The 16,576-nt window shown below is 69.6% G+C and carries 12 protein-coding genes and 1 rRNA gene; 10 read left to right on the top strand and 3 right to left on the bottom strand.

Going from position 1 to position 16,576, the window contains the following annotated elements:
- Nucleotides 1-110 precede the first annotated feature (110 nt).
- A 5S ribosomal RNA gene (rrf, locus tag R4P08_RS07325) occupies nucleotides 111-227 on the top strand.
- Between the two features lie 143 nt (nucleotides 228-370).
- Here the strand turns inward: rrf and malQ are convergent.
- Nucleotides 371-2,626 carry a 4-alpha-glucanotransferase gene (gene malQ, locus R4P08_RS07320; RefSeq protein ID WP_317813113.1) on the bottom strand — a complete coding sequence of 752 codons (2,256 nt, stop codon included), beginning with the start codon at nucleotides 2,624-2,626 and terminating at the stop codon, nucleotides 371-373.
- 196 nt (nucleotides 2,627-2,822) lie between these two features.
- Between malQ and R4P08_RS07315 the strand changes: the two genes are divergently transcribed.
- The 8 genes from R4P08_RS07315 to R4P08_RS07280 all read left to right on the top strand — a co-directional run bounded on the left by R4P08_RS07315 (nucleotide 2,823) and on the right by R4P08_RS07280 (nucleotide 13,895).
- Complete coding sequence (locus R4P08_RS07315) at nucleotides 2,823-4,034, top strand: acetyl-CoA C-acetyltransferase (RefSeq protein ID WP_317813112.1); 1,212 nt, start codon at nucleotides 2,823-2,825, stop codon at nucleotides 4,032-4,034.
- Between the two features lie 51 nt (nucleotides 4,035-4,085).
- Nucleotides 4,086-6,263 (top strand): 3-hydroxyacyl-CoA dehydrogenase NAD-binding domain-containing protein, encoded by a 2,178-nt coding sequence (locus R4P08_RS07310; protein WP_411741177.1) that lies wholly within the window; start codon nucleotides 4,086-4,088, stop codon nucleotides 6,261-6,263.
- 246 nt (nucleotides 6,264-6,509) lie between these two features.
- Nucleotides 6,510-7,610: a hemin ABC transporter substrate-binding protein gene (locus tag R4P08_RS07305; RefSeq protein ID WP_317813110.1), complete on the top strand. Its 1,101-nt coding sequence runs from the start codon at nucleotides 6,510-6,512 to the stop codon at nucleotides 7,608-7,610.
- Nucleotides 7,610-8,734: an iron ABC transporter permease gene (locus tag R4P08_RS07300; protein WP_317813109.1), complete on the top strand. Its 1,125-nt coding sequence runs from the start codon at nucleotides 7,610-7,612 to the stop codon at nucleotides 8,732-8,734. Before R4P08_RS07305 ends, R4P08_RS07300 begins: the two co-directional genes overlap by 1 nt.
- Nucleotides 8,731-9,600, top strand: coding sequence for a heme ABC transporter ATP-binding protein (locus tag R4P08_RS07295; protein ID WP_317813108.1), 870 nt, complete (start codon nucleotides 8,731-8,733; stop codon nucleotides 9,598-9,600). Before R4P08_RS07300 ends, R4P08_RS07295 begins: the two co-directional genes overlap by 4 nt.
- Nucleotides 9,601-9,617: 17 nt before the next feature.
- On the top strand, nucleotides 9,618-11,000 hold the full coding sequence (locus R4P08_RS07290; protein ID WP_317813107.1) for a hypothetical protein: 1,383 nt from the start codon (nucleotides 9,618-9,620) through the stop codon (nucleotides 10,998-11,000).
- The gene (locus tag R4P08_RS07285) at nucleotides 10,997-12,478 is read left to right on the top strand and encodes a hypothetical protein (RefSeq protein ID WP_317813106.1); all 1,482 of its coding nucleotides are present in this window, start codon (nucleotides 10,997-10,999) and stop codon (nucleotides 12,476-12,478) included. The genes R4P08_RS07290 and R4P08_RS07285 overlap by 4 nt, the downstream gene beginning before the upstream one ends.
- A gap of 1 nt (nucleotide 12,479) precedes the next feature.
- Entirely contained in the window at nucleotides 12,480-13,895 is a 1,416-nt protein-coding gene (locus tag R4P08_RS07280) for a hypothetical protein (RefSeq protein WP_317813105.1), read from the top strand.
- Nucleotides 13,896-14,054: 159 nt separating this feature from the next.
- On the opposite strand, the gene R4P08_RS07275 is transcribed toward R4P08_RS07280, so the two are convergent.
- A complete protein-coding gene (locus R4P08_RS07275) occupies nucleotides 14,055-14,693 on the bottom strand; it encodes a biliverdin-producing heme oxygenase (RefSeq protein ID WP_317813104.1) in 639 nt (212 codons plus the stop codon).
- Nucleotides 14,694-14,886: 193 nt separating this feature from the next.
- Here R4P08_RS07275 and R4P08_RS07270 point away from each other — a divergent pair, with 193 nt between their 5' ends.
- Complete coding sequence (locus R4P08_RS07270; protein ID WP_317813103.1) at nucleotides 14,887-15,351, top strand: MaoC/PaaZ C-terminal domain-containing protein; 465 nt, start codon at nucleotides 14,887-14,889, stop codon at nucleotides 15,349-15,351.
- Between the two features lie 57 nt (nucleotides 15,352-15,408).
- Here R4P08_RS07270 and R4P08_RS07265 read toward each other — a convergent pair whose 3' ends face one another.
- Nucleotides 15,409-16,566 carry a MalY/PatB family protein gene (locus R4P08_RS07265; protein ID WP_317813102.1) on the bottom strand — a complete coding sequence of 386 codons (1,158 nt, stop codon included), beginning with the start codon at nucleotides 16,564-16,566 and terminating at the stop codon, nucleotides 15,409-15,411.
- Nucleotides 16,567-16,576 lie beyond the last annotated feature (10 nt).

Below are 16,576 nucleotides of genomic sequence, written 5' to 3'. Positions count from 1 at the left end.
GCTTACACACAAAATTAAGCGAAGAACCGCTTGCGTCCACTGTGCAGTATCTGAAACAACACACCCCTCCCGCGAGGCAACTTGCGGGGTGGGGCCTTGTTTCACAGAGTTACGGCGGCCATAGCGGCAGGGAAACGCCCGGTCCCATTCCGAACCCGGAAGCTAAGCCTGCCAGCGCCGATGGTACTGCACTCGTGAGGGTGTGGGAGAGTAGGTCACCGCCGAACACAACTTGAAAACCACGAAGAGCCCCCGATCGCCCTCACCGGCGACCGGGGGCTCTCCGTCATTTCACGACGCGGCAATTTGGCAACGGCACCCCGCTCGCGGCGCGCGTCGCGACGCGGCTCGGGACCCGCGTCGCGACCGGCTACTCACGCCGTCCGAGCGCAGCCGCCATCACCCGGCGCGCCAAGCCCGAATGCTGGAGCTCCTCCAGGGACACCACCACCCCGCGGGAGTCCGACAACGGCACCCGCCAGTTCGGATACTCATCCGACGTGCCCGGAATATTCACCGCCCGGCGATCACCCACCAGGTCGGCGACCGAGACCGCATAGAGCAGGGACGGCGCCGCGGACAGGAAACCGTGCAGTGCCACCACGAGGTCCTCGGTACTGCTGACTCCCTCGGGACCGCCGCCTTCTGGTCCGTCCTCTGCAATGTCGCCGGCCGGGAGACCACGCTGACGGACCGCGTCGACATACGACTGGATCTCGCCGGCCGCGGCACGACGTTCCTCCGCGGCGTCCCCGGTCAACTGTCCGAGCTCCTCACGGATGTCCACGTGGACCAGGTCGGCGTAGCCGGCGGACGGGGGGAGATCGTGGGTCGTCACCGACGCCATGCACAGCCGGCGATACCCCTCCGGCGGCAGCGGCCGGCCGTCCTGCTGCTCGAACCACATCACCGAGGTCCCCAGAACGCCTCGATCAGAGAGTTCCTCCCTCACCCCGGGGGCGACGGTGCCGAGATCCTCACCCACCACGACCGCGCCGGCACGCCACGCCTCCAGGGCGAGGACGCTGATCATGGCGTCGTGGTCATAGCGGACGTACGTCCCCTCCGTGGGCGGGAGGCCGGCCGGTATCCACCACAGTCGGAAGAGCCCGAGGATGTGATCGATCCGGACCCCGCCCGAATCACGCAGTGCAGCGCGGACGATATCCCGGAACGGGGCGTAGCCCTGCTCGGCGAGGGCGTCCGGTCGCAGAGGGGGTTGCGACCAGTCCTGGCCCCGCTGGTTGTAGACGTCCGGTGGGGCGCCGACGGTGACGCCGCGGGCCAACGATTGGTGAAGGGCCCAGGCGTCGGCGCCCGTGGGATGGACCCCGACGGCGAGGTCGTGCAGCACCCCGAGTCGCATCCCGGCCCCGAGGGCGTCCCGTTGCGCGGTAGCGCGCTGCTCGGCGACCTGCCACTGCAGCCACTGATGGAAGCGGATCTCCTCCCCGTGCCCCTCGGCGAACCGCGTCACCGCGGGGGAGTCCGGGTCCTGCAGCTCCGTTGGCCAGACCGACCAGTCCGGGCCGTGCTCGGCGGCGAGGGCGCACCAGGTGGCGTATCGGTGGAGCCCGGACTCATGGGCCGCGGTGTAGTCCCCGAAGTGCTCTGCTCGCTCGCGCGACAGGGGTGCGGTGAAGATGATCCGCAAGGCGTCGAGCTTGGCGGTCCACGAGGCGTCGCGGTCGATGGTGTCGGCGGCGTTCAACCTCCGGACGGACGTCGCGAGCCCGTCGACCCGCTGCCGGTCCGCCGGGGAGAGGAGACCGTACTCCGGGATCTGCTCCGGGCGGAGATACAGCGGGGAGGCGAACCTGCGGGTGGTGGGGAGGTACGGCGAGGGTTCGACGGGCGGGAACGGCTCCCCGGCGTGCATCGGGTTGACCAGGACGAAGTCGGCGTCGAGGTCTCGACCCGCCCACCCGGCGAGCGAGGCCAGGTCGGCCAGGTCCCCGACGCCCCAGGACTGCTCGGACCGCACCTGGTAGAGCTGCGCCGCCAGACCCACCGCGCGTCGCTCGTCGAGTCCGGCGGGCACGGGGATGGAGGGCGGCGAGACCAGCAGGGTGGCCTCGGCTGTGTGGGTGTCGGTGTCGTCGCCACTGCCACTGCCACTGCCACTGCCGCTGCCGCTGCCGCCGCCGTCGCCGTCGTTATTGACGACGGCGAGGATCCGGTGCCAACCCGGCGGCAGGGAATCAGGGATCGTGACGGTCAGTCGCTCGGTGAGCACGCCGTCGACGTCCCGGGACTCCTGCGGTCGGGGCAGCGGGCGCAGCGCGAGGGGAGCGCCGCCGTCCTCGAGTCGGATCGACAGGCTCACGGTGGCGCCGCGCGGGAAATGGACCGGGCAGCTGGTGACCGTCCCCTGCCGGGCCACCACAGTCGGCGGCAGTACCCGCCGCCACGGGCGCAGTCGAACCGCCTGCAGTGCCGCACGGTCGGCGGTGTCGACCTCGTCGTCGTCGCCCCCGGTCTCTACTCCCATGGCGGCGAGGACCGCGCGGAGCGTCCGGGACGAGATGTCACGGTGGGCGCCGAGCGCGTCCTGGTAGGTGGTGGCGACCCCGCAGGCGTCGGCCAGCTCGGCCAGGGCGGGGGATACGGCGTCGGTCGGGCTCACGTGTCGTCCTCGCGTGGGGTGGGGCGGCGTTCGTCTCACAGCGCCGGGAAAAACATGCAGGGTCCACTGTGCCACCGGAGCGCGTCAGGTGCGGGCCCGACAGAAACGGACCGCAGTCCGAACAGGCGGGTCGGGACCACGTACTGTGAAGCGGAACACGTATCAGTTGCGCCCAGAGAAAGGCCGTCGACCACTCATGACCGAGGCATTCATTTACGACGCCATCCGGACTCCGCGAGGCAAGGGTAAGCCTGGCGGCGCTCTGCACGGGGTCAAGCCGATCGACCTGGTGGTCGGCCTCATCGAGGAGATGCGACGTCGGTTCCCCGACCTCGACGAGAACCGGATCTCGGACATCATCTACGGCATCGTCACCCCCCTCGGTGACCAGGGCATGGACCTGCCCCGCATCGCGGCGCTGGCCGCCAAGATGCCCGACACGGTCGCCGGCGTTCAGATCAACCGCTTCTGCGCCTCCGGCCTGACCACCATCAACATGGCCGCGCAGAAGATCCGCTCCGGCTGGGACGAAGTCGTCCTCGCGGGTGGCGTCGAATCCATGTCGCGCGTGCCGATGGGCACGGACGGCGGCTCCTGGGCCCTCGATCCGGCCACCAACTACGACACCTACTTCTCCCCGCAGGGGATCGGCGCCGACCTCATCGCCACCCTCGAGGGTTTCACCCGCGAGGACGTGGACCGCTACGCCGAGCGCTCGCAGCGCCTGGCTGCGCAGGCCTGGGACGAGGGCCGGTTTGCCAAGTCGGTCGTGCCGGTCAAGGACATCAACGGCATCACCATCCTCGACCGCGACGAGCACATGCGCCCCGGCACCACGGTCGAGACGCTCGCCGGCCTCAAGCCGTCGTTCGCCATGGTCGGCGAGATGGGCGGATTCGACGCGGTCGCGCTGCAGAAGTACCACTGGGTCGAGGAGATCAACCACGTCCACCACGGTGGTAACTCGTCCGGCATCGTCGACGGCGCCGCACTCGTGGTGGTCGGCTCGGAGAAGGCCGGCAAGGAGATGAACATGACGCCGCGCGCACGGGTCGTGGCCGCGGCCACCTCCGGCGCCGACACCACGATCATGCTCACCGGCCCGACCCCGGCCGCGAAGAAGGCGCTCGAGATCGCCGGTCTCACCGCCGACGACATCGACCTCTGGGAGCTCAACGAGGCGTTCGCCTCCGTCGTCCTCCGGTTCCAGAAGGACATGAACATCCCCGACGAGAAGCTCAACGTCAACGGCGGTGCGATCGCGATGGGCCACCCCCTCGGGGCGACCGGCGCGATGATCACAGGCACCGTGCTCGACGAGCTCGAGCGCACCGGCGGCAAGCGCGCACTGATCACCCTCTGCGTGGGCGGCGGCATGGGTGTCGCCACGATCATCGAACGCGTCTGACCCCCCACCGACACCAGCCATAGAAGGAGCAGTAAACCAGTGAGCGAAAACATGTTCCGGTGGGAGCAGGACGGCGACGGCATCGTCACCCTCACCATGGATGATCCCGACCACGGCGCCAACACGATGAACGCCCGGTTCATCGACGACTTCTCGGAGACCGTCGGTCGCATCGAGGCCGAGAAGGAGTCGATCAAGGGCGTGGTGCTGACCTCCGCCAAGAAGAGCTTCTTTGGCGGCGGCGACCTCAAGTCCATGATCAACGCCGGCCCCGAGGACGCACAGCAGCTCTTCGAGCGGTCCATGGGGATCAAGGGCCGCATGCGCGCCCTGGAGACCAGTGGCGTTCCCGTTGTGGCCGCCATCAACGGCGCGGCCCTCGGTGGAGGCCTCGAGCTCGCGCTCGCGTGTCACCACCGCGTCATGGCCGACGCCCGCGGCGCCAAGGTCGGTCTGCCCGAGGTCACCCTCGGCCTGCTCCCGGGCGGCGGCGGCATCGTCCGCACCGTCCGCATGTTCGGCCTGGCCCAGGCCGTGCCGAACGTCCTCATGTCGGGTCGGTCCTTCGCACCGGCCAAGGCACTCGAGGCGGGGCTCGTCGACGAGGTCGTGTCGCCCGAGCAGCTGCTCGACGCCGCCAAGGCGTGGATCAAGACCGACCCCGAGGCCACCCAGCCGTGGGACCGCAAGGGCTGGAAGCTCCCGGGCGGCACGGTGAACGACCGCGCGGTCAGCTCCGTGCTCCCGTCCTTCCCGGCCAACATGCGCAAGCAGACCAAGGGCGCGCCGTCGCCTGCGCCGCGGGCCATCATGGCCGCCGCGGTCGAGGGTTCGCAGGTGGATTTTGCCACCGCCGAGAAGATCGAGGCGCGCTACTTCGTCTCGCTCGTCACCGGCGCCGTGGCCAAGAACATGATCCAGGCCTTCTTCTTTGACATGCAGCACTGCTCCTCCGGTGGCGCGCGGCCCAAGGCCGCCGACGGCTCGGAGATCCCCAGGACGCAGTTCACCAAGGTCGGCGTCCTGGGCGCCGGCATGATGGGTGCGGGCATCGCCTACGTCTGCGCCAAGGCCGGCATCGAGGTCGTGCTCAAGGACGTCGAGCTGGCCGGCGCCGAGAAGGGCAAGGCCTACTCGGAGAAGATCGAGGCCAAGGCCCTCGAGCGCGGCCGCACGACCCCGGAGAAGTCCGCGGAGCTGCTCGCGCGGATCACCCCGGCGGCGGATCCGCAGGCGCTGGCCGGCTGCGACCTCGTCATCGAGGCCGTCTTCGAGTCCCCGGACCTGAAGCGGAAGGTGTTCCAGGAGATCGAGGACGTCGTGGCCCCCGACGCCCTGCTGGGCTCCAACACCTCGACGCTGCCCATCACCGACCTCGCAACCGGCGTCAAGCGGCCCGAGGACTTCATCGGCCTGCACTTCTTCTCCCCGGTCGACAAGATGCAGCTGGTCGAGATCATCAAGGGCGACAAGACCACGCCGGAGACGCTGGCCAAGGCCATCGACCTCACGCTGCAGATCCGCAAGATCCCGATCGTGGTCAACGACTCGCGGGGCTTCTACACCTCGCGCGTCATCGGCACGTTCGTCAACGAGGCCATCGGCATGCTGGGTGAGGGGATCGAGCCCTCGACCATCGAGCAGGCCGGTCGCATGGCCGGGTACCCGGCCGCGCCGCTGCAGCTCTCTGACGAGCTGAACATGAACCTCATGGTGAAGATCCGTCAGGCGACCCGCGACGCGGCCGAGGCCGCCGGTCAGGAATTCGTTCCCGACGCGGTCGACCGGGTGCTGCTGAAGATGGTCGAGGAGCTGAAGCGGAGTGGTCGCGCCGCCGGCGCCGGGTTCTACGACTACACCGACGGCAAGCGCACCGGTCTCTGGTCGGGTCTGCGCGACGCGTTCAACACCTCCGTGGACAACGCCCCGCCGCTGCAGGACCTGGTGGACCGGATGATCTTCGCCGAGGTCCTCGAGACGCAGAAGTGCGTGGACGAGGGCGTGATCGTCGACGACGCCGACGCCAACATCGGTTCCATCATCGGCATCGGGTTCCCGGCGTGGACGGGCGGCACCCGCCAGTACGCCAAGAACTACTTCGCCCCCGGCGAGCACGTCGCCTCGGGCTACAAGGGCTTCGTCGCCCGCGCCGAGGAGCTGGCCGCCACGTACGGCGAGCGCTTCGCGCCCACCGAGTCGCTGAAGAAGGCGGCCGCGCAGCAGGCCTGATCGACTCCTGCCACGCGGTCCGCGTGAGCGGTAGAGGCGGCCGTCCCCGGTACTCCGGGGGCGGCCGCCTCTGTCGTGTCAGCGGCGAAACTGGTCCAAGCTTTAGATTCCTCAGGTGACCCCTTCCTGGGCGCGGTAGCGAGCATAGGTGCGGCCGATCGCGCCTGGAGCTGCGAAAACCGGACCAAGGTGAGGCTAACCAATAAAAGGTTAGGCTAGCCTGAATTGTGATGCTACTGTTTCCGCATGTTCAGACAGCGCACAGGCTCGCTCAGGCTGATCGTCGCGGCCACCCTGGCTCTCACGCTGACGTCGTGCGGTGTCGCGACCGGGCTCGGCGAGGGTCCCGAGACGATCTCCGGGATCCCGTCGGCGTCCGAGGTCTCGGCGATCGACGACCCACGATCCTTCTCCGGCGAGCTCGCGCTGCAGCTGGTCGACGACCCGATCGAACCCGTCGCGACCGACCCCGTCCCACAGCTCCCGGCCGTCGTCACCGACAATCAGGGCACGGTCGTCGAGGTGGCGGACGTCTCCCGGATCCTGCCGCTAGACATCTACGGAACGATCTCCCGGATCATCTTCGAACTGGGTCTCGGCGAGAACGTGATCGGCCGCGACATCTCGTCGGCCTTCCCCGAGATCGCCGATCGTCCGCTGGTGACGCAAGACGGCCACCAGCTCAACGCCGAGGCGATCCTCGCACTCAACCCCAGCGTGATCGTCACCGACACCTCGCTCGGTCCGTGGGACGTGGTGCTGCAGCTGCGTGACGCCGGAGTCCCCGTCGTCGTCGTCGACTCCCACCGGTCCCCGGGTAACGTCGAGGCCCTCACCCAGGCCGTCGGAGACGGCCTCGGCGTCCCCGAGCTGGGCCGCGAGCTGGGCGAGCGTACGCGAGCGAAGATCGCCCGGACCGAGGAGTCGATCTCGTCGATCGTCCCGGAGTCCGAGACCGCCCGGCTGCGCACCGTGTTCCTCTACGCCCGTGGATCCGCCGGCGTGTACTACATGTTCGGCCAGGACAGCGGCGCGGACGAGCTGATCACCGCGGCCGGTGGCTACGACGTGTCGTCCGAGGTCGGCTGGAAGGGCGCCAAGCCGGCCAACGACGAGGGGCTCATTGCCGCCCAGCCGGATGTCATCGTGATGATGAACAAGGGCCTGGACTCCGTGGGCGGCGTCGACGGCCTGCTGGACAAGTTCCCGGCCCTGGCGCAGACCCCGGCCGGGGCCAACCAGCGGATCGTCGCCATGAACGACGACCTGGTCCTGTCCTTCGGCACCCGGACCCCCGCCGTGCTCAACGCGCTCGCGGTGGCGCTCTACGCCCCCGACGCGCTGTGATGCTCACCGACGGGCGGGCGGCCGAGCGGGCGGTCGCGCGGCCGCCCGCGCCCGGGCCGGGTAGGACCCGGGAGAGCGGCAACGCCAACCGGCTGCTGACGGGCGGCCTGCTAGTGGCCGGGCTGGCCGTCGCGCTGGTCGTGCTGGCCGTGGTGGCCGCAGCCTCCGGGCAGCTGTCCATCCCGGCGGGCGAGGTCGCCTCCGGTTTCCTCCGCGGCCTCGGGATCGACGTCGGCCCCGGGGAGAGTCATCCCCGCGCGGACGCCACCCTGTGGAGCGTCCGCTTCCCGCGGGTGGCCATGGCGATGGTCGTGGGGGCGGCGCTGGCCGTGGCCGGGGCGCTGATGCAGGGCGCGTTCGGCAACCCGCTCGCCGAGCCCAGCGTGGTGGGCGTGTCCGCCGGCGCGGCCGTGGGTGCGGCGTCGGCGATCGTCTTCGGCCTCACCGCCTTCGGCGCCTGGACCAGCGTGGTCTGCGCCTTTGTCGCCGGGATCATCACCACCACGGTGGTGTACCTGTTCAGCCGCACCAACGGTCGGACCGAGGTCGTGACCCTGGTCCTGACGGGGATCGCGGTCAACGCCGTGGCCGGTGCGGCGCTCGCGTTCCTCATGTTCCTCGGCGACACCCAGGCCCGCGAGGAGATCGTGTTCTGGCAGCTCGGCAGCCTGAGCGGCAGTCGCTGGGAGCACGTCCTGGTGGTGGCCCCGCTCGCCCTGGTCGGCCTCGTCCTGGCGGCCCGGCTGTCCAAGCCGCTGGACCTGTTGTCGCTGGGGGAGCGGCCCGCCCGCCACCTGGGCGTCAACGTGGAACGGCTGCGCATCGTCTCGATCCTGCTGGTCGGCCTGCTCACGGCCGCCGCGGTGAGCTTCTGCGGCATCGTCGCCTTTGTCGGACTGGTGGTGCCGCACCTGATCCGGATGATCGCCGGCCCCGGGCATCGACTGCTGCTGCCGGCCTCGGCGCTCGGCGGCGCGGTGTGCCTGCTCGCGGCGGACCTGCTCGCCCGCACCGCCGTCAACTACGCGGAGCTGCCACTGGGCATGGTCACCGCCGCCGTCGGCGGACCGCTCTTCTTCTGGCTCCTCCATCGCACCCGTCGCACGGCGGGAGGTTGGGGATGAGCGTCACCGCGACCCGCACGCCGGTCCTGTCCGCCGAGGGCGTCACGGTACGAATCGGCGGCCGGGTGCTGCTCGATGCCGTGGACCTCGATGTCCACGCCGGGGAGGTGCTGGCGCTGGTCGGCCCCAACGGGGCGGGCAAATCCACGCTGCTCGGCGTGGTGGCGGGGGATACCCAGCCCGAGTCCGGCCGTACCCTCCTCGACGGCACCGACCTGCGACGCTGGCGCCTGGGCGACCTGGCCCGCCGCCGGGCCCTGCTCACCCAGGCCAACTCCGTCGCCTTCCCCTTCACCGTGCGTGAGGTCGTCGCGATGGGGCGCGCGCCGTGGGCGGCGCTGCCCGAGGGCGACGACGACGAGGTCATCATCGAGGAGTCGTTGGCCGCCACCGATACCTCCCACCTGCGCTCGCGAACCTTCCCGACGCTCTCCGGTGGCGAGAAGGCGCGCGCGTCCCTCTCGAGGGCCCTGGCCCAGCGGGCCGGGATCCTCCTGCTGGACGAGCCCACCGCAGCGGTGGACCTGAGGCACCAGGAGATCGTCCTGGAACTCGCGCGGGCCGTCGCCGACGACGGGGGCGCAGTGGTGGTGGTCCTGCACGACCTGGAGCTCGCGGCGGCGTGGTCCGACCGGCTGGTGATGATCTCCGACGGCCGGATCCGCGCCGAGGGGCCGCCCGAGGAGGTCCTCACCGCTGACCTGGTGGAAGAGGTCTACCAGCAGCCGGTGCTCGTCCACCGTCATCCCGTCACCGGGGACCTGCTGGTCACCCCGGATCGACGGCGCGTCCGCACCACCCGGACCCCGGCGGAGCCCGCGTTCGGGGTAGCGCTCGAGTCAAGCCTCGTCAAGGAGTTCTCGTGATACACACCCGGTCATCTATGGTGCGGACGTCCGTGGTCCGGATCATCGCTCTCCTGGCGCTGGCGCTGCTCGGCACATCCGCGCTGGCGGTGCTCACTGCCACCCCGGCGTACGCCGCCGCGCGGCTGTCAGCGTCCAGCTCGCTCGGCGGGGCGACGGCGGCGACGTCCGGCGCGACGACCTTCACCGTCACAGGCTCGGGGTACCAGGCGATCGACGGCGGCTTCGGTGGCGTCTACGTGGGCTTCGGCTGGGTCAACGGATCGGGCTGGGGCCCGTCCAACGGTGGTGCCACCGGCCGGACCTACGACTACGTCCCCGATGAGCAGTCCAGGAGCAACAACGGGTACCAGGCCTTCGTCGCGTTCCCCGGCTCGTCCACCGCGGGCGAGGCCCAGGGCACGATGGGTTCGGACGGCTCGTTCCGTGTCAGCCTCACGGTCCCCGGTCCGACGTTCACCGGGGCCGGCGGCAAGAAAATCGACTGCACAAAGGTCACCTGCGGGTTCCTCACCTGGGGCGCGCACGGGGTGCGGAACGGCGCCAACGAGTCGTTCACCCCGGTGACGTTCCAGGGCGGAACCGCCCCTGCGGCCCCGGCCGCCGAGGCCGCGGCGGGCGGGGCCGGTGTCGCAAACGCGCCTGCCGCCGATGCCCAGGCAGGGCGTCCGGCCGCGGCCGGACGCGCGGCCCCCCGCTCTCGGGTCAGTGCGTCCGCGCAGGGTTCACCGGCCCCTGCGGCCGGATCTGCCGGGCAGCAGTCCGGCGACGCCGCAGGCGCGAGCGGCTCCGACGCCGAGACCGGGGGAGACTCTCCGGCGGACGGTGCACCCCTCGCGGTGGCCGGAGGGATCAGTTCGACGATCACCGCGCTGATCGAAGTCGACCGGAAGGCCGCCCGCCCGGGTGGCGCGATGGGATTCGCCGCAGCAGGCTTCTGGCCCGGCGAGCAGGTGTACGTGGTGCTCGGCGACGGCGACGCGGCCGTGGGGCCTGTGACTGCCGGGGTCGACGGGGAGGTGGCCGGGGTGCTCTCGCTGCCGGAGGACATCGAACCCGGTACGCATGAGATCCGCGCAGCCGGCGCCGGGTCGGGACTCGAGGCCGCCGAGCGGTTCCCGGTGCGGACCGACATCGCCCCCGCTGCCTCCACCTCCGGCCTGCGCAACTCGGCAGGGTGGATCTTCCTCGTCCTGGCCGCGCTGGCGTTGCTCGGGGCTGCCGCGTTCCTGGTGCATCGTCGGAACCCGTCGGCGCCCGAGGACACCGAGGAGCTGGCAGAGGAGTCCCTCGACGGTGCCGGCCAGGAAGCGACGACGTCCACACCGTTCCCGCACCCGGCTATGACCGGTCCCTCCGACCCGTCCACGACCGTCCTCGACACGAAGGATCTCCGATGAAAAGTCAGCTGCGACCGACCTACCGCCGGGCCACTGCGCTGGCGTTGGCACTGGTGATCGGGCTCGGGCTCAGCGCGATGATGGGTGCCCCGTCGGCAGGGGCGCAGGGGTCGGTTCTGGAACTGACCGACGCGGAGTTCCGCTGGGGACTCACCAAGCAGAGTGCCGGACCGAGTCACGGTCCCGGGCTCAACTTTCTCTCGGCGGGGGACAGTTCGACGGCGCTCACCGGGTCGGGGGCGACGATCACCGAACCGACCTGGAATGCCCAGTCGGGGAACGTGGCGATCGAGAAGCGATCGGCTGGCGGGACCGCGGCACCCGCAACCTGGGCGGGCACGCAGACCGACCAGTCGGGAACGCCGCTCCGTGACCCCTCGTCGAGTAAGTACAGCGGCCTCGAGGCGGTCTTCGGCAAGGGTGCCGGAACCGTCGACGCGAAGGCGGGAACCGCCGAGATTGAGTGGAGGGGGACCACCTCGGTCTTGTACTACTCGGGCCTGGTGTTCCTGAGCGTCAAGGACCCGGTCCTCACCGTGACCCCCACCAGGGCGGTTGTCACCGCGACCCTCGGTGGACGCCGTAGCTCGCAGGACAACCCGGAGGTGTCGGTTCCGATCTCGTCCCGCACGGTGGTCATAGCCAACCTCCCCCGCAAGAGTGTCGAACTGGGTGGGGATAAGGGGTTCTCTGTGACCCCCGATTATCTCGGGGTTTCTTATGCCGCTAAGGACGGCGAGAATCCGCAGAGCAAGGAAGGGGCCGTCTGGGGATCTTTCCCCGGAGAATTCGTGGACTTCGCGGCGGACGCCGGCTCCGGGGCATTCTGGTATTCAACCGGGACTTCCGATAATACAAAGCCCGCATTGCCGATAGCGGTCAGTTGGAATTCTTCAAAACCCGAGGAGACGCCGAATTCCGGCGATTCGGGAAATTCCAAAGGCCTCGTCGGACAAGTAGTCGATGACACGGTCGAGCAGATCCTCAGATCTGCTGGCGACGACGTAGCTGACACCGCGGCCGCCTGGATGGACGAGGCGTGGAAGCCCGCCCAGCCCGATGCGGTCAAGGCGGCTCAGGGAGCGGCCGGCCCGACGTCGGCGCCGGACACCGGCGCCTCCCCGGGTGGCCAGGTCGACGAGGTTTTCGAGGAGTACTTCGAGGAGTACTACACGACCAGTGTTCCGATGACCGCCGGCACCGTGGGAGCCGCGGTCGCATCGATGCCCGCAGCGTCCGGCGGGTCCCCGACACCTGGCTCCGCGGGACCGGCGCCGGCGCCCGCTCCATCTTCAGACCCGTCGACTATCCCGGTCGCGGCGAACTCGCCGCTCTACGGCTCCGACGTGGTCTACGCACAGACTTCCGCCTCCCAGAAGGCCGGAGACCCCACCCACCAATGGCAGTGGTGGGTGGGGGCCGCATTGCTCGCGCTCGCGGCAATGCTGTTCTACCAGACAGTTCGACGAAAGGACTGATGTGAAGACATCTCGATCCCGGCTCGCGCTCGCCGGTCGACGGGGCACGATGCTGGGGGCAGCGCTCGCGCTGCTCGCCGGAGTCGTCGCCGCCCCGGCGGCCCAAGCTCAGGAAACCACCCCGGGGACCGTCTCTGACGCGTCGTTTGTCTGGGGTGTCAGTGGCTACGCCCAGGAGAACCCGACGCCGTTCGGTCCGTGGAAGATGCTCGACACGACCGGGGACGCCTCGTTCCTCACAGGGTCGATATCGGGCGGCAGCCAGACCGAGTACACACCCGCTCCGTTCCCCGCCACGTCGATGACCACCAAGCTGGTCGGAGGTGTTCAATCGACGCCGAACGCCGTCAAGTTCAGCGATGGTGAGGGCACGCGTGATGCAAACGGCACGCTGACCATCGGGTGGGACGGGTCGTTCACATACAACGCCTACCCGGTGAACATCGGGGCTCCCAGCGAGACGATCACGGACCCGAGCCTCACGGTCGAGGCAGACGGCTCAGGTTCGCTCACGGCCGGGTTCGACGTCGGTTCGGGCGCGGGTATGGGGGGCGAGCCCTCCCCTCCTGAAAACCTCGGTCGTCAGACGATCGCGACCTTCAGCCCCGGTGCGATGACGGCGTCGCCGACCGGCGTGGTGACAATCGCCCCCGACTACAAGGGCGTCGTCAACACGGAATCGCAGATCGACGACTGCATCGGGTCCAACGTCTGGGGTTCGTGGCCCGCGGACTTCGTCAGCGCTCTGCCCGCCTCGGTTCGGCCTCACTACTACAGCACCGGGTGCGGTGGGACCCAGAACTATAAGGGTGCCTTGCCGTTCCAGGTCGACTACGACGTCACAGAGGAAGAGACCCAGGCCCCGATCGGTACGCCGAAGATCGAGGTCTCGCAGTCCTCGCTCTCGGCCGAGGGTGAGCACCAGGTGACCGTCACCGGCACCGGGTTCAACGACCCTTCCGTCGTGGGCACGCGTCCGCCGCTGGCCGGCCAGCCGTCCGGGGCATACGTGGTGTTCGGCAAGTTCCTCGACGAGTGGAAGCCGTCGGCCAACGCGCCGTCGACAGCCCGCGCGGTCGTGGAGCAGCGCTGGGCCCTGCCGACCGGGAGTTTCACCGCAATGGGCGGACAGTTGCCGTACATCGAGATCACGGCTGACGGCAGCTTCACCGCCACGCTGACCGTGTCCAAGGCCGCCGCGGACGCCAAGTCCGAGCTCGGTGGCTACGGCATCTACACGTATCCCGCCGGTGGCGCGAAGAAGGCCTCGTACGAGCAGTTTGTTCCGGTCGTTTTCACCCCGGCCGACAACGGCGGTGGCGATGACAACGGTGGCGATGACGACGACGACGACACCGGCACCATCGGTGGCGGTTCGCTCGCCGGCATGACGAACCTGTTCGGAAGCCTCATCTAGAACCCCGCGATTCTCGGCCGCGGCCCCGACACCCACCCAGGGTGTCGGGGCCGCTGGCTGTTACTGCAGGTCACGGCCCTCGAGTGAGCCTGTGTGACCGGCAGACGACTGATGCCCCGGATCCGCCTGGGCTCCGGGGCATCAGTTCGTCGCAGGGAGTCAGCGAACCCCGTGCGCGTCCAGGTCGACAAAGATCTGGTGGTTGAGCTCAAAGGCGCGAGTGGCCGCGGCGAGGGCGGATTCACGGTCGGCCTCGCTCAGCGGCAGGGTGTCGAGCGCGGCCCGGTAGTCGTCTTTATAGACCTTGGGCTTGGGGATGTCGAACTCGTAGAAGCTCAAGCCCTCGTCAATGCCGTAGTGCCGGCGCACCATCGTCTTGATGATCTGGCCACCGGACAGGTCCCCGAGGTACCGGACGTAGTGGTGCCCGATGAGAGCGGCAGGGTCCGAGGCACACGCCTGGAGCTCGGCGACGTACGCCTCGGTGGCGGGCACCAGGACGTCAAAGGAGCGGCCCTGCGCGCGGTGCGTCTCGAGGTCGGCGCGGAGGGCCGCGGTCCTGTCGAGGCGAGGGTCGAGAATCGCCGACAGGCGCGGGTCCGCCCCGATCCCGCGGCACGCGGTCTCGAGCGCCTCGTAGACCGGGAGCGACTGCCGGAGGAGCGCCACCAGGCCATCCGGCGTTCCGTTACCGCCCATCAGGCGTGTGATGAATGCGGCGTGCTCCGCTTGTTCGTGTGCCACTATCGTCGAGTCATGTAATGCTCTCGACAGTGGCGCGGATATGGTCGTCTCCATTGGTCCTCCGGGTTAATTAGGTATGCCTAAAGAGGGTACGGCAACGATAAAGGGATAGCCATAGCGAGCTCTATGTTCAATGGTGTGATCGATGATCGGTAGCGGGCGTGCCGAGAACAGACCGGAAAAGGCTACGACGGCCTTTGTGCAGCATTCTTCTGAGGGTTCGATCACGAGAGAAAGGGCATGCCGGATGAATGGATTCATCACAGCCGATGATCTGTCCGCGGGGGACCGCGTCGAGCTCGGCCATCTCACGCTCTCCGAGGAGGAGATCGTCGCGTTCGCGGAGCAATGGGACCCGCAGTGGTTCCACACTGACCCGGACGCGGCCGCGGGCGGCCACCACGGCGGCGTGATCGCCAGCGGGATCCACACGCTGGCCGTCCTGCAGCGACTCTGCGTGGACGGGATCTACTCGCGGTGGGACGTGATCGCCGGCCGGGGCTTCGACCGTCTCCGGTTCACCGCGCCGGTCCGCCCAGGGGACACTCTGACGGGTTCGGTCGTCGTCACGGACGTGAGTCTCGACGACGCGCGCGGGAGGGTGATGATGGACATGGAGATGCACAACCAGGACTCGGTCACGGTCGTCACGACGTCGATGACCGTATTCCTGTGGCGCCGCGGACACGGGACCGCCGCCCCCGGGAGATAGCCGCAGCAGGTAGCCCCGGGCGGGGAGGGGGCGGCAGACGCGCGGTGAGACGGGCTCTCAGCCCCGGGCCGCGGCGACCCGGCCCATCCGGGCGAACGCCTCGGTGAGCAGCTCCTCGGAACACGCGAAGTTCACGCGGGCGAACCCCTTGCCCTCCGACCCGAACGCCGGCCCGTTGCTCAGCGCCACGCGGCCGTCGTCTAGGAACGCCGCGGCGGGGTCGTCCCCCAGGCCCGGGTAGGCGCGGAGGTCGAGCCAGGCCACGAACCCGGCGTCGGGCCGCCGCCAGCGCGCGCGGGGCAGATGCTCGGCCATGAGGCGTTCCATCAGGTCGAGGTTGGCGGCCAGGGCGGACCTCAGATCGTCGAGCCAGTCCAGCGACTCTGTCAGCGCGGCCTCGGCGGCCAGCGCCCCGAAGTGCCCCACCGCGCCGGACAACGCGGCGCGCCGGACCTCGAACCGCTCCGGGTTGCCGTTGACCACGAAAGCGCACTTGAGTCCGGCGAGGTTGAACGCCTTGGACGCCGAGGAGATGGCCAGCCCCACCTCGCGGGCGGTGTCCGAGACCGCCAGGAACGAGGTGAACTCGATCCCCGGCATGGTCAGGGGCGCCCAGATCTCGTCGGAGACCACCACGGCGTCGTACCGCGCGGCCAGGTCGGCGAGCGCGGCCAGTTCCTCCGGGGAGTGCAACACCCCGGTGGGGTTGTGCGGGTGGCTGAGGAGCACGCCGCGGGCGCCGTCGGCCAGGGCACGCTCGATGCCGGCCAGGTCCAGTCGCGGGTCCTCGCCGTCGTGGTCGAGCAGTGCCACCTCGACGGGCGACATCCCCACGCGCCGGATCCACGGGGCGAACGGCATGTACACGGGCGTCGTGTAGACGACGCCGCTACCGGCCGGGAGGATCCGCGCGAGCGACTCGCGGACCCCCACCCCGACGTCGTTGACCGGGACGACCGAGACCGAGTCGTCAGGGATGTCGTACCCGAACCGCGAGTAGTAGCGGGCGCACACCCCGGACAGGCGCTCGATCTCGGCGAAGTATCCGGTGTCCCCGTCGGCTACGGCCGCCGCGAGGCGGTCCCGGATCGCGGGGGCCAGCAGGACGTCGGTCTCGGCGACGAACAGCGGCAGGACGTCCTCCGGGTACGCCACCCACTTCTGGCTCCGGCGCCTGCGCAACTCGGACTCGGGGACATCCAGGGGGAACGGCACGTCGGTGGAT

Source organism: Rhodococcus sp. IEGM 1408 (assembly GCF_033142235.1).
In the GTDB taxonomy this organism is placed as follows: domain Bacteria; phylum Actinomycetota; class Actinomycetes; order Mycobacteriales; family Mycobacteriaceae; genus Dietzia.
The sequence above is the reverse complement of the archived record's forward strand: the minus strand, read 5'-3'. Positions and strand labels throughout refer to the sequence as shown.